General features: G+C 68.8%; 12 protein-coding genes. 4 read left to right on the forward strand and 8 right to left on the reverse strand.

The window, feature by feature from the left end:
* Positions 1-82 precede the first annotated feature (82 nt).
* The 3 genes from ACWDSL_RS01940 (at position 83) to ACWDSL_RS01950 (ending at position 2,079) form a co-directional block, all read left to right on the forward strand.
* Complete coding sequence (locus tag ACWDSL_RS01940) at positions 83-811, forward strand: hypothetical protein (RefSeq protein WP_450480704.1); 729 nt, start codon at positions 83-85, stop codon at positions 809-811.
* A gap of 16 nt (positions 812-827) precedes the next feature.
* The gene (locus ACWDSL_RS01945) at positions 828-1,568 is read left to right on the forward strand and encodes a DUF1775 domain-containing protein (protein WP_450480706.1); all 741 of its coding nucleotides are present in this window, start codon (positions 828-830) and stop codon (positions 1,566-1,568) included.
* A gap of 136 nt (positions 1,569-1,704) precedes the next feature.
* Positions 1,705-2,079 carry a hypothetical protein gene (locus ACWDSL_RS01950; RefSeq protein WP_450480708.1) on the forward strand — a complete coding sequence of 125 codons (375 nt, stop codon included), beginning with the start codon at positions 1,705-1,707 and terminating at the stop codon, positions 2,077-2,079.
* 223 nt (positions 2,080-2,302) lie between these two features.
* Here ACWDSL_RS01950 and ACWDSL_RS01955 read toward each other — a convergent pair whose 3' ends face one another.
* The 3 genes from ACWDSL_RS01955 to ACWDSL_RS01965 all read right to left on the reverse strand — a co-directional run bounded on the left by ACWDSL_RS01955 (position 2,303) and on the right by ACWDSL_RS01965 (position 5,140).
* Positions 2,303-3,196, reverse strand: a complete 894-nt coding sequence (locus tag ACWDSL_RS01955; RefSeq protein ID WP_450480710.1) for an oxygenase MpaB family protein — start codon at positions 3,194-3,196, stop codon at positions 2,303-2,305.
* Between the two features lie 24 nt (positions 3,197-3,220).
* On the reverse strand, positions 3,221-4,153 hold the full coding sequence (locus ACWDSL_RS01960) for a 4-hydroxybenzoate octaprenyltransferase (protein WP_450480711.1): 933 nt from the start codon (positions 4,151-4,153) through the stop codon (positions 3,221-3,223).
* Positions 4,154-4,318: 165 nt separating this feature from the next.
* The gene (locus tag ACWDSL_RS01965; RefSeq protein WP_450480713.1) at positions 4,319-5,140 is read right to left on the reverse strand and encodes a phytanoyl-CoA dioxygenase family protein; all 822 of its coding nucleotides are present in this window, start codon (positions 5,138-5,140) and stop codon (positions 4,319-4,321) included.
* Between the two features lie 93 nt (positions 5,141-5,233).
* On the opposite strand from ACWDSL_RS01965, the gene ACWDSL_RS01970 reads away from it, so the two are divergent.
* On the forward strand, positions 5,234-5,791 hold the full coding sequence (locus ACWDSL_RS01970; protein ID WP_450480715.1) for a hypothetical protein: 558 nt from the start codon (positions 5,234-5,236) through the stop codon (positions 5,789-5,791).
* A gap of 33 nt (positions 5,792-5,824) precedes the next feature.
* On the opposite strand, the gene ACWDSL_RS01975 is transcribed toward ACWDSL_RS01970, so the two are convergent.
* The 5 genes from ACWDSL_RS01975 to ACWDSL_RS01995 form a co-directional block, all read right to left on the reverse strand.
* Positions 5,825-7,006: an argininosuccinate synthase-related protein gene (locus ACWDSL_RS01975; protein ID WP_450480717.1), complete on the reverse strand. Its 1,182-nt coding sequence runs from the start codon at positions 7,004-7,006 to the stop codon at positions 5,825-5,827.
* A 36-nt stretch (positions 7,007-7,042) separates the two neighbouring features.
* Positions 7,043-8,308 (reverse strand): ATP-grasp domain-containing protein, encoded by a 1,266-nt coding sequence (locus tag ACWDSL_RS01980; protein WP_450480719.1) that lies wholly within the window; start codon positions 8,306-8,308, stop codon positions 7,043-7,045.
* The gene (locus ACWDSL_RS01985) at positions 8,308-10,092 is read right to left on the reverse strand and encodes a non-ribosomal peptide synthetase (protein WP_450480721.1); all 1,785 of its coding nucleotides are present in this window, start codon (positions 10,090-10,092) and stop codon (positions 8,308-8,310) included. The genes ACWDSL_RS01980 and ACWDSL_RS01985 overlap by 1 nt, the downstream gene beginning before the upstream one ends.
* A gap of 75 nt (positions 10,093-10,167) precedes the next feature.
* Positions 10,168-11,538: an MATE family efflux transporter gene (locus ACWDSL_RS01990; RefSeq protein WP_450480722.1), complete on the reverse strand. Its 1,371-nt coding sequence runs from the start codon at positions 11,536-11,538 to the stop codon at positions 10,168-10,170.
* Positions 11,531-12,373, reverse strand: a complete 843-nt coding sequence (locus ACWDSL_RS01995) for a thioesterase II family protein (RefSeq protein WP_450480723.1) — start codon at positions 12,371-12,373, stop codon at positions 11,531-11,533. The genes ACWDSL_RS01990 and ACWDSL_RS01995 overlap by 8 nt, the downstream gene beginning before the upstream one ends.
* Position 12,374: the final 1 nt, after the last annotated feature.

Below are 12,374 nucleotides of genomic sequence, written 5' to 3' on the forward strand. Positions count from 1 at the left end.
TGAACGCCGCCCGTGACCTCCACCAGCCCGCTCGTCCACGACGAACGCCTGGCAGCGCGCCGGGAGGCGGCGGTGGGCGGCCATGCCGCGTGAGCCCGTGACGGGGCACCAGGGGTGTGCCGGGGGATCCCGGCCCGATGCCCGGGTGGGAGCGTGCGCGCGGGCCGGTGTGTTCGCGGCGCTCGGCACGGTGCTCGCCACGTTCGGCCACCACGCCATCGCCGAAGGAACGGTGCCGTGGCGGCTGGTGGGCGGCCTGGCCGCGGCGCAGTTCGCGGGGGTCTGGCCGCTGGCCCGGCGCCACTGCCCGCCGACCGCGACCATGCTGTTCACGCTGGCCACGCAGGGCGTGCTGCACTTGACGTTGTCCTGGGCGGACGGCGACACGCCGACGGGGACGCCGGGGCACCCGGCGCCCGCCGGGCACCTCACGGCGGCGCCGGGCGACGGACATGCCTGGCATTACGCCGGGCCGGCGATGACGACCGTGCACACGCTCGCCGCGCTGGCCGTGGCCTGGCTGCTGCACCGCGCGGACGCCCGGATGGTGGCCGCGCTGGAGATGCTGCGCACCCTGGCCAGGGCCGCCGCGGCCGCCCTGGCCCAGGCGCTGCCACGGCGGCCGGCCACCGGCGCGGGGCGGCCACTTCGGCTGCCCGGTCGGCGGGCGTGGGACCGCGACGACTTGCCGGCACGGGCAGGCGGGGAGGTTCTGAGGCATGTGGTGGTGCGCAGGGGACCGCCGCGACCGGAGCACCATCTCCGGTCCCGCACCGGCCCCGCTCGTTCGCGGGGCCGGTCAATCCCGTAGCAGCAAGGAGTCCCCTGTGTCCAAGCACCCGCACCCGCCCGCCCGTACGGGCCGCCGGATCGCACTCGCCGGCGCCGCCGCGCTGACGTCGGCCCTCGCCCTGGCAGCACCGGCCGCCGCGCATGCGGAAGTCGAGGCCGACACCCCGCAGGCCCTGGCCGAGAACGTCACCCTGTCCTTCGTCTCCGAGGCCGAATCCGACTCGGCGGGCTTCCGCGAGCTGCGCATCGTACTGCCCGACGGGATCGCCCCCGATGACGTGACCCTCGCGGGCGCCCCCAAGGGGTGGCGGCTGAAGGCCACCGCTGACGGCTACACCGTCGGCGGGCCCGCGCTGAAGCCCGGTGTCAACGCCGAACACAAGATCAAGGTGAACCGGCTGCCGGACGCGAAGCAGATCGCGTTCAAGACCGTCGAAACGTACAGCGACGGCGAGGTCTCCCGCTGGATCGAACTGCCCCGCGGGGGCGATGAGCCCGAGCAGCCTGCGCCGGTCCTGAAGCTGAAGGCGGCGGCCCCGGACGCCAAGCCGACCGGCCCCAGCCCTACGTCGAGCCCGGCACCCGATGAGACCTCCTCCGCCACCGCCGACAGCGCTGCGGAACAGGACGCCACATCGGCCGCGGAAAAGACCACCGGCGAGAGCGACGGCGTGTCATCCGGCGTACTGATCGGGGCGATCGTCGCCGTCCTGCTGGTCCTCGCCGGCGGCGTGTGGTGGCTGATCCGACGCCGGGCCTCCGCGTCGCAGAGCTGAGCGGTGGGGGGTGTGCCGGCGGTTGCCTGCCGGCACACCGCCCGGAAGGCCGGTCCCGCCTCAAAAGATCCTCCGCGAGCTTCGGGGACAGTGGAGACTGTGGGACAGCCCTCCGCGATGTGATCAGGAGCCCTCAGTGGACGACGTGGAATTCGCCGAAGCTCTGGAGACAGTCCTGCGGGACCTCCAGGCGCAGTGCGCGGTGCAGCCGCGTATACGCGAGGACGACACGTACGGGATCATGCTCTTCGCCCCGGACGGTTCGGGCCAGGGCCTGACTTCACCACCTGGTGGCACCGCCGCGGAGCGGCTGGCGAACCTGGCGGATCAGGTCCAGGAATGGGCGGTTGAGGCACTATGGTCCGAAGGCGCACCTGCGGTCTGGCCACAGTGCCCGACACACCCGGACACGCATCCGCTGACGGCGACAGTCCGCGCGGACATCGCGGTGTGGGTATGCCCGAAGAGCGGAACGACGCTGACGCGGATCGGGGAACTGGAGACCCGATAGTGACATCCTGCGCGCTGAGGATCCGGGTGCCTTCGGTAAGGATCTCGTCGATGTAGCAGTTGCCCCGATGTCCGGGGAGTACGGCGAGGTAGCCGATGACGGGGGACATCCGGGTCAGAGCGTCCCTACTGTGCGCGTCCAGCGTTCCGATGTCCAGAAGGAATGGTGTGTCGTCTCCGGTCCGACCCCACCATGCGACCCTGGCACGGGCCGGTTCGCCTTGTCATCCCCACCCCGCCCCCGCCAGCCGCCCCCGTGCGGCGGCCTGGATCCGGGAGGGCCCGAGCCCCCACTGGAGGGTGCGTCCGACGGCCGTCGCCAGGGGCCGGTCCCAGCCGGTGCGGACGGGGGCCGGGCGGTGGATGCCGAGTTCGGTGCGGGCCCAGTCGGGGAGGAGTCCGACCGAGGCGTTCGTGAGCAGGCCTACGACCAGCCGCTCCCGTCGGGTGCGTCCGAAGCGGCGGAGGAACCGCACCGAGTCCAACGCGGCCGGAGTGGCGTGGAGTTGGGGGCGGAGGCGGGTCAGGTAGCGCTCGGCTTCGAGGGACGTGCGTGGTACGTTCCGTGCGCCCAACACCTCGGCCATGGGGGCGGCTTGGCGGTAGTAGGCGTCGCACTCGGCGGGGTTCAGCCGGAGCGGCCGGGGTGCGTAGGTCTGGTGGCCGGCGAGGAAGCTGCGTACCTCGGCGGTGTGCACCCAGGTGAGCAGGTCGGGGTCGTCCGCGCGGTACGGCCGGCCGTCGGGGGCGGTGCCGTGCACCCGGGTGTGGATCCGCCGGACGAGGTCGATCACCTCGCGGGCGGCGGCCGAGGAGCCGAAGGTGGTCGTGGTGATGAACCGTACGGTTCCGTTCAGCCGCCCGACCGGATCGGCGCGGAAGTCGGAGTGCTGGTCGACCCCCGCCATGGCCAGCGGATGCAGCGACTGGAGCATGAGCGCGGCGAACCCGCCGGTGAGCATCCCGGTGGCCTGCCCGTGCACCCGCCACACCGGGTCCCCCGGCGCGATCCCGAACAGCCCGGGATCACCGGGCGGCCCCGCGTACCGCTCCAGCTTGAGATCCCCGCCGTGCATGGTCGCCGTGAGTTCCGCCGCGATCCGTTCCCGCAGTCCCACCAGCACCTCCAGGGTCCGTGTCCCTCAGCCGAGGGTACCGATCCGCCCGGCGAGCACGGTCACGAGGATGAGCAGTCCGCACAGGGGGTTGGTGCCGAACGCCCGCCCGCAGGCTCCGACGTCCGCAGGGTCGGCCCGCCATACCTGCCATCCCAACTGCCCCGCGACCACGCACAGTCCGGGCCAGTACAGCGGCCCGAGCCCGGCCACGACCCCGAACCAGGCGAGCAGCACCACACACCCCGCGTACACGCCGCCCACCAGCACCCGGCTACGGCGCCCCAGCAGCACGGCGGCCGACCGCACCCCGGCCCGCACATCGGCCTCCCGGTCCTGGCAGGCGTAGATCACGTCCGTCCCCACGGCCCAGCAGATCAGCGCCCCGTACAGCACCCCGCCCCCGAGCCCGAGCCCTCCGGTGAGCAGGACGTACACTAGCGGCAACGTCCAGTTGATGGTGGTCCCCAGCCACACATGCGGCCAGTGGGTGACCCGCTTCATATACGGATACACCGCCGCGAGGGGCGCCCCGGCCGCCGCCCACACCACGGCCTCCACACTCCAGAACCCCATCACCAGCGGAGCGGCGGCCCCCACCACGACAGACAGCACCAGTGCCCGCCCGGCCGCCAGCCGCCCGGAGGCGACGGGCCGCCCCGCCGTACGCGGCACCTGCGCGTCGAACCGCGCGTCCAGCACATCGTTGAGCCCGCAGGCGGCCCCCCTCGACAGCACCCCGTACACCAGGAGCAGCAGCCCGAGCAGGCCCCCGTCCCGGGGCCCGGCGATCGCTGCCAGGGCGATCCATCCGGGCACCACCAGCAGCCAGGCCCCCACCGGCCGGTCCAGCCGCAGCAACTCCAGATACGGCCGCACCCCGGCGGGGGCCCGCCCCACCAACCGGGCGGTACGGCCTCGGGCCGGGACTTGGGCCGGGGCTTGTGAGGCGACGGTCATACCGATTCATGTCCCTTTCCAGGGGGATTGCATGCCGATCGGTCCAACCTAGCCTCGACCAGGGCGAGTTACCCGGTCGTTCCTGGGAGAATCGACGGTCTTACGGGCAAGGGAAATGGTCTGTAAGTGCAGGCCGGGAGGTGGCCGCGATCAGTTCCGCGGTCGTCACGACCCGTGAACACCCAGCCGGTCGTCACGGCAGGGGGTGATCGGGGCGGCCTCCCGGCTGACGAGGAACTCGGGGCGTGTCGGGTTGGCCGGTGCGTTGTCGACGGCGTTGTAGGTGATCAGGAGCAGCGCACGTCGATCTGTCGAGGAGTTGTTCGACGAGGAATGGACGATGCTCGGGTGGAAGGCATGGACCGACCCGGCCGGGCCCACCATGAGTTCGGTGCCGTTACGCCGGGCGAGGTCGGACGCCGTATCGGTGTTGACGGTGTACGCCAGATCGGCGGATACGTGTCGCCGCCAGTCACCCTCCCCTTCCACCGTGTCGGGGAGACCGATGAGGCCGAGGCGATGGGAGCCCGGGATGACGGCCAACGGGCCGTTGTCCTCATGTGTGTCGTCCAGTGATACGGCGACGTTGACGGCATCCGGACGTGGCATGCCGTCCTCCTTGCTCCAGAACGCAAAGTCCTGGTGCCACGGCCAGGCCGCGCCTTCATGGGCCTGCTTGAGGTTGACCTTGAACTGGTAGACGTAGACCGGCTTTCCCGTCAGGGCCTCGGCCAGAGCGACGAGTTGCGGGTGTCTCACGAGTGCGGAGCACACATCGTCGAAGAGATGGCAGCCGTGGATGGCTCGGACGACATCGCTGTCCTTCTCATGGACGACCTCCGGCCTGCGCTCCCGGCTGATCGACGCCACTCGCTCGCGGATCAGCTCAACCGCCTTGTTGTCGAACCGGAAAGGTATCCGGCTCCACCCGGCCTCGGCGTAAGCAGACTTCAGCGCGGTCGAAGAGTCCTTGACCGGTGTAGGCATGATGCACCCTCTCTACTATGAAAGACCGTTTTGTGAAAAATTTATGCAGAGCTTCGTGGGACACCACATGTCGCCGCTGGCACAATGCTTTCCATGGGGAACTCTCAGGCGCATCCGGTGTTCCGGACGACGGATTTGGCCGCTGCGGTGAAGACGGCTCGTCGCTTGATGGCGATTGGCGACCCGGCTGATGCCGAGGTGAGTCTCGAAGCCACCGTTTCCGAGGCGTCGGAGTTGGAGATGCTGAGCGCCGCCATGCCGACAGCCACCGCATTCGGGTGCGGGCAGAGTCCGGCCATTCAGCCGTCGGCCAGTTCAGTTGTCGCGGGCCCGTTTCCGATTTTTCTGGAGTGGACATCCCAGCCTTTCGGCCGGCTCGAGGACCGCTTCGTCTGCGCTGCGGGAAAATGTCCCGCGACGCTTGTGTGGAGTGGGGTGCGCTGGCCGGAGGTGCCTGCGTTGCGGCTGTCCGCGGAGGAGGAGTATGCGCATGTTTCCATCTCCATCAATTCGCGACAAATTCACTGGGATGAGCCCGCACCCGATCATACGGTGCACATTCACGACCGGAAAGGCACGTATCTGCGAGCTCAATGGCTTGCCGATCAGGTCGGTCTTTATCCTATCGGGCCCCCTTATCTCGCCCTTTGAGCTTGCATCGGTTCACGAAGAACTCGCATCGGTTCACCAAGAACAGGAGGCGTCGGTGACTTTTTCCTTTTCCCAGGATTCCCGGTCGCGCAGGTAGAGGGGGTGCTCCGCGAGGATCGCCGTCGTCTGTGCCGAGCCGGGAGTCAGTCTCCACTGCACGGATCCGGTGATACGGGCCGAGCAGTCGTCAATGAATGACTGGCAGGCGGCTCGAAGGGGGCCGAACCACCGACCCTCGACGGCCTCGCGCACCCAGAGCTGCTCCATATGCATCTTTTCCCGGATGGTCTCGGCATCCAGGGTGGCTGTTTCCAGATGCCGGTATGTGCGCAAGAGCAGGCAGGCCGCCGGCATCTCCCGGATCTCCAGCACCTTTTCTCCGTCGGGCAAATGCTCGAGGCCACTGTAACGGCCGATACCGAAGGCGCCCACGCGCAGGTTCATTTCGCGGATCAGCGCCGTCAGCGGAAGCTGGGTTCCATTGACCGCGATGGGAACTCCCGCGCGGAACCTGATGTCCATGAGGCCCTCGGGTGCGGGATTCTCGGCGATGGACCATCGATACAGATGCTCGGGAGTGGCATGGTCCTCCGGATCTTCCAGGATTCCCGATTCGAATTCGCGGCACCATAGATTCGAGTCGCCGCTGACGATGCGATCCGCCATCTCGTCCAGGCCGGCATCCTTGAGTTCCTCGATCTTCTGGGCGCGATCGACCGGATCGAGTTCGTAGGGGCTTCCGTACCGGCCTGGGAAGCCGAGCAGGCTGATTGCCCCGTTCAGCCGTCGCAGCGTGTTCTGGGACTGATTGGCGGTGTGCAGTACTGCCGATGCCCCCATGTTCTGGGCCATCTCGACCGCTATGCGTGCCATAAGGGGACGGCTCAGCGAGGAACTGATCGGATGCGTGTTCAGATAGACGGCCTGTGCGGATATGGCTGGGAGAACAAACTCATGCGCGAAGGTTTCCCGTGCGTCAACGATGTGCAATCCAACGCCGAGTCGGTCGGCTATGCGCTGTTTCTCTTCGAGGGTTTCGTCACCTCCTACGTCCACGCTGATCGCATGGATGTCACGGTGCCCGGACCGGCGCAGCCGGTACAGCAGATACGTACTGTCCAGCCCTCCGCTGAACAGCGTGACCACGGGCAGGTTCTGGTCGAGGACCCCTGTGGCGAGGTCGCTGAAGGAGCGTACGACTCGAGGTTTTTTCAAGGAACTTCTTCCAGGGTGCGGTGTGTGGATGCGGAATCAGTTGATCGGTGGCGGATATCGCGGTTCATAGCGGACCTTGACCACATCGGTCATTTCATCGAGCAGCGAGGCCAGCGCTTCATGGGTCTCCGTGGCTCCGAAGCAGACGTAGACCTGGCCCAGCCTCCCCGTACGCCAGTCGATGGAGTGCCCCGCTCCGTGCCTCAGGACGACACGGGAAATGCCGGGCAGACGCCGCAACTGCTCGAGTCCCGACACCTCGGCGACACGCCGCGCCTCCAAGGGAGGCACGCGAGCGTAGATGAACGCGATCCGCTCGTAGGCGATGTTGTCCACCGCTTTCGTGGCTTCCACGTCCCCAAGGGCGATACCGGCCGCCAGCCGGATGACGTCCACTCCCGTCGCGCGGGCGAGAAGAGCGTTGACGAGGCCCCCGAGGCGCCCGTTCACTTCGATGACCTGCGGTCCCGACGGGGTGAGCTTCACCTCGGTGTGACACACTCCGGTGCGCACGCCCAGGGCGGTCAGGGCGCGTGTGGCCACGTCCAGGACGGTTTTCTCGTCATCTTCCCGCAAGGCCGCGGGCAGGAATGACCCGGCCTCCCGGAACGGCGGCGCGAGCGGGAATTTTCCGGTGACCGTCAGATGGGTGATGGCACCGTCGAAGACGGCCGACTCCACGGATACGTAGTCGCCCCAGGGGGCGGTGTCCACGACTCCCCGCAGTTCCCTCTCGAAGACGAAGGCTTCTGTAGCGGCGGACTCCGCCGGCCCCGGGAATTCCGAACGGCAGGCGGCGACAAGGTCGTCGTATGAGGAGATGCGGTAGGTACTTCGGCTGCCAGTTCCCACGTCGGGTTTGAACACAGCCGGCAGGCCCACCTCCGCCACGGCGAGCCGGGCGGAATCCTCCCCGGTGACCAGCCGCGCCGGCACCGCGGACGCACCGCAGCCGTTGAGCACCTCACGCTGCAGATGCTTGTGGGTGAGCCTGCGCACCAGCTCGGGCGAGTGAAACGGAAGATCAAGTTCTGCCGCGAGTGCCCCGGTTGTTTCCAACTGATAGTCGGTGAAGGTGACGATTCCGTCCGGCCGTTCCGCGCGCACCCTCGCGGCGGCGCGGCCGAGGTCCAGCCCACTGATGTCGCACAGCCGGCCCAGCTCGGCCATGACCTCCGTGGGCTGCTCACCGAACTCGGAGTCCGGGCAGACGAAGATCGGTTCGGCCAGCCCTTCGAGTGCGGCCGCGATCTCCACCACGTCCGCGGCGCCCATGTCGTAGACGACTGCGATCCGCCGCATCACGACACCTGCCGGTCCGAGGTGTCGCGTCGGGCGTCGATGAGCGCCGCCAGATCCCGGAGCACCGGGTGGTTGAGGATCGCGTTGAAGGGAATGGACACGCCCAGTTCCTTGGCCACCCGCTGCCGGATGCGGAAGGCGAGGAGCGAGTTGCCGCCGGCGGCATAGAAGTCGTGTGTGGCGCCGACCGGTTCGTCGCCCAGGAACTCCTGCCACAACCGGGCGAGGTACGTCTCCGTCTCCCCCGACGGCAGGTCGGACGGCGAGAGCTGCCGGGAGTCCTCGGCCAGCAGGGCCCTGAGCGCCGCCACGTCCCGCTTGCCGTTCTCGTTGTCGGGGATCCGGGGCAGGAGCAGGACGCGGCTGGGCACCATGTACTCGGGCAGTTCCCGCTCGGCGTACGCCAGAAGCTCCTCGTCGGTCAGTGCGCTGTCCGCCGCCACGAATGCCACCAGGCGCAGGTCCAGTTCTTCGCCGGTGGCCAGCACGATCGCCTCCCGGGCCAGCGGGTGCTGGGCGAGCGCGCGCTCCACCTCGCCCGGCTCCACCCGGTAGCCGCGGATCTTCACCTGGTCGTCGGCACGCCCGACGTACTCGAAGACCCCGTCGGGCCGCTGTCGGCCGAGGTCGCCGGTCGCGTACATGCGGCTGCCGTCCTCGGCGAACGGATCGGGGACGAAGCGCTGCTCGGTCAGCTCCGGTTGACCGATGTAGCCGCGGCAGACGCCCACTCCGCCCACGTACAGCTCGCCCACCTCGCCGACGGGCACGGGCTTCCGGTCGGCGTCCAGCACATACATGGAGAAGCCGTCCAGGACGGGGCCGATGGGCACCGAGGTGTCCTCGGGTCCCACCGACTCGATGTGGGCCACCGAGCAGCCCGTCGTGGTCTCCGACGGGCCGTAGAGGTTCCACAGTGACCCCCGGAAGCCGCTCGCCAGGACGTCCCGGCAGGCGGAGGCCAGCATGGTGCCACCGCCGACCTGGAGGACCCGCAGGCCGGCGAACGTCTCCGGGCTCTCGCGGGCCAGGTGGTTGAACGCCATGGTGGGAGCGATCATGACGCTGATGCGGCGGTCCTCCAGCTCCCGCTTCACATCGGAGGCCAGGAGTTCCGCCATGGCGGGCATGACGACGATCTCCGCACCGTACGCGAAGCTGCACCAGGTCTCGAAGTGGAAGGCGTCGAAGGAGACGCTGGCGATCTGACTGGTGCGATCAGTGGGCAGCAGCTGAGGCATGACGCGGTTGCGGGCGAAGGCGAGCAGGTTGCGGTGCTCCAGCACGAAGGCCTTCGGGACCCCGGTCGAGCCCGAGGTGAACAGCACGCAGGCCCCGTTCTCCGCCGCGGGAAGCGGCAGGTCGCCCAGGGCGGGGGAGTCGGCCGCGCTGTGCCATTCGATCACGTCGGGCCCGAGGTGCGAGAGCCGCGCACCCCAGCCTGGTTCGGTCACGATGGCCTTGGCTTCGCTGCGCCGGATCATCAGGTCCCGGCGCTTGTCGGGATACCGGACATCCACCGCGACGTAGGTCGCGCCCGCCTTGAGAACGCCGAGCAGGGCGACGAACACCTCGCTGGAGCGGGGGCGGTGCACCACCACGCGGTCCTCCCGGCCGACCCCTCGCGTGACCAGGTGCGCGGCGAGCACGTCGGAGCGTGCGCTCAACTCCCGGTAGCTCAGGGTCTGTTCGGCGTCGCTCACAGCGTTGTGGCCCGGGTGACGCGCCGCTGTCGTCTCGAAGAGTTCAACGAGAGTGCTGGGTCGCTCACGATCGTCGGACATGCCCATGGAGGTACTCCTGACTTCGCGGATATGACGGTGCACACGTCGGGTGGGGAGAGGTCGCGGAAAGGTGGGTCACGCGCTCGCGGGGGCCGGTTCCGGCCTGGTCAGTGAGCCACTGCGGCGCTGGAAGAAGAAGGCCTGCCCGGCCACCAGCAGAAGGTTGGCGCCGGCCAGGGAGAGCCACAGCGCCTTCAGGCCGCCCGCGGCGCCTATGGGCACGGCCACCAGGGCCAGCAGCCCGTAGCAGATCGCGAAGACGACCAGGCTGGGGACGGTGCGCTTGATGCCGATCAGTCCGAAGCCGAACACCGCCTGGGCGGCGTCCGCCAGCACCGCGAGGAGGACGACGGGCAGCAGGTCGAGCACCTTGTCGTGAAGGCCGGTGTCCTTGGTGAACAGCGAGATCACCGGGGTGCGTGCCACCACCAGGAGGAGCGCGAGAGCGCAGACGGTGCCCAGGGCCACCAGAACACCCGCGTGAGCGCTGCGCCTGACCTCCTGTACGTCGCCGGTCTTCACATGGGCGGCCATGAGCGGCACGGTCGCCTGGCCCACCGCCACCGCCGCGGTGAACATGAGGTTCACCAGGGACAGGGAGATGCTGTGCACGGCCGCGCTGTCGGTGTTCACCCGGGCCGCGGAGAAGGCGAGGACGCCCAGGACGGCGAACTTGATGAGCACCGTGGCCGCGAGCGGGATGCCGACCGCGGCCAGCTTGAGCACCTCACGCGGATGCGGACGCCCCAGCCGCAGCGGCCTTCCGGCCAACACCGTGTTCCGGCGCAACTGGATGTGTGCCAGGGAGGCGTTGATCAGGCTGGAGGTGAGCATGGCGATGCCGGCGCCGGGCAGGCCGAGGCCGTCGAACGAGCCGACGCCGCCGACCAGGACCAGCGAGAGTACGACGGCGGCGGCGGTGCCGGCCATCCCGGAACGCATCACCGCCTTGCCCTTGCCGAGCCCGACGAGAGCGGACGTCGCGGTGGCGGCGATCGACATCACGAGCACGCTGCAGGCGAGGATGTACGGGAAGACACCCAACTCGTCGAGGGTGGTCTGCGGCACTCCACCGGCCTTGCCGATCAGCGGCACGGAGGCGACCGCCGCGGCGCCGAGCAGTCCGATGCAGATCCCGAGCCACATGCCGTTGCGCAGCACGGGCAGCAGGCCGTCGGCGTCGCCGGCGGTGTCGTCCTTGTACGCCGCCACGAACGGCATGACTCCGCGCATGGCTCCGGACACCGCGGCGGTGGCCGGGCTGAACACGGCCAGCGTGACGGCGAAGGCCGCGAGCGAGGCCGTGCCATGCCGCCCCAGGACGGCCGTGTCCACCAGGGACGCCGCCGACGAGGCGATCATCGTCAGATAGAGGGGGAGCGCGGCACCGGCGATCTGCCGCGTCTTCTTCTCTCCCTCCGGACCGGAGGGCTTGTTCTCAGCCATGGCTCTCAGCGTCTTCCATTTCTTCTCGCGCCGCTGCTGGTGTACCGGAAAGAGCGGAACTGACGTCCGCCACGAGACTCTTGCAGAAGCTTTCCGGATGATCGAACAGATAAAAGTGGCCACCGGGCCAGGTGTGAAAACTGACGGGTGCCAGGGTTCTCTCTCGCCAACCCTTCAGAAATTCATGCTCGGCGAGCGGATCGGCATCCCCGGAAAAGACGGAGACGGGTGTGGAGAGGGGCGGTCCTTCGATGTGTTCGTAGGTGTCCACGATGCGCAGATCGGCGCACAGAACGGTCACCATGTAGTCGACCACGTCCGGGATCTCCAGCATTTCCTCCGGTGTTCCCCCCAGCTCCCGCAGGAACGCCACGAGCCGCTCGCGTGGCCACAGGTCACGCCGTTCCGGCAGCCGGTCCCGGATGCGGTGCGGGGCGGGGCTTCCGGAGACACCCAGCCAAACCGGTGGGGTGCCCCGCCGTTCGGCCTCTCTGACCAGCTCATACGCGACCAACGCCCCCAGGCTGTGGCCGAAGACGGCATAGCGGTCGCCGGCGTTGGCGAGAACCGCGGGCGCGACACGCGCCATCAGTTCGGCCATGTCGACGCAGGCCGACTCGTTGACGGAGGCGCCCCGTCCGGGCAGTTCGACGGCCAGCACCCGCCAGGTGGGGGGAAGGTGCTCGGCCAGTGGCGCGTAGCCGGCGGCCGAGCCTCCGGAATGGTGAATCAGAAAGCAGGTCAGCTCTGTTTCCGGTTCTTCGTACCCGTGCTCTTTGTTCCCGTATCGCCTGGACCGGGATCCGAGATCTCTGATGATTACTTGACTTGGCATT

It is taken from the genome of Streptomyces sp. NPDC000941, from assembly GCF_053599555.1.

Excerpts from the sequence above, each read along its gene's own strand:
- ACWDSL_RS01965 (WP_450480713.1), bottom strand. The coding sequence starts at position 5,140 with ATGCCTACACCGGTCAAGGACTCTTCGACCGCGCTGAAGTCTGCTTAC.
- ACWDSL_RS01985 (WP_450480721.1), bottom strand. The coding sequence starts at position 10,092 with ATGTCCGACGATCGTGAGCGACCCAGCACTCTCGTTGAACTCTTCGAG.
- ACWDSL_RS01980 (WP_450480719.1), bottom strand. The coding sequence starts at position 8,308 with ATGCGGCGGATCGCAGTCGTCTACGACATGGGCGCCGCGGACGTGGTG.
- ACWDSL_RS01995 (WP_450480723.1), bottom strand. The coding sequence starts at position 12,373 with ATGCCAAGTCAAGTAATCATCAGAGATCTCGGATCCCGGTCCAGGCGA.
- ACWDSL_RS01990 (WP_450480722.1), bottom strand. The coding sequence starts at position 11,538 with ATGGCTGAGAACAAGCCCTCCGGTCCGGAGGGAGAGAAGAAGACGCGG.
- ACWDSL_RS01940 (WP_450480704.1), top strand. The coding sequence starts at position 83 with ATGCCGCGTGAGCCCGTGACGGGGCACCAGGGGTGTGCCGGGGGATCC.
- ACWDSL_RS01970 (WP_450480715.1), top strand. The coding sequence starts at position 5,234 with ATGGGGAACTCTCAGGCGCATCCGGTGTTCCGGACGACGGATTTGGCC.
- ACWDSL_RS01960 (WP_450480711.1), bottom strand. The coding sequence starts at position 4,153 with ATGACCGTCGCCTCACAAGCCCCGGCCCAAGTCCCGGCCCGAGGCCGT.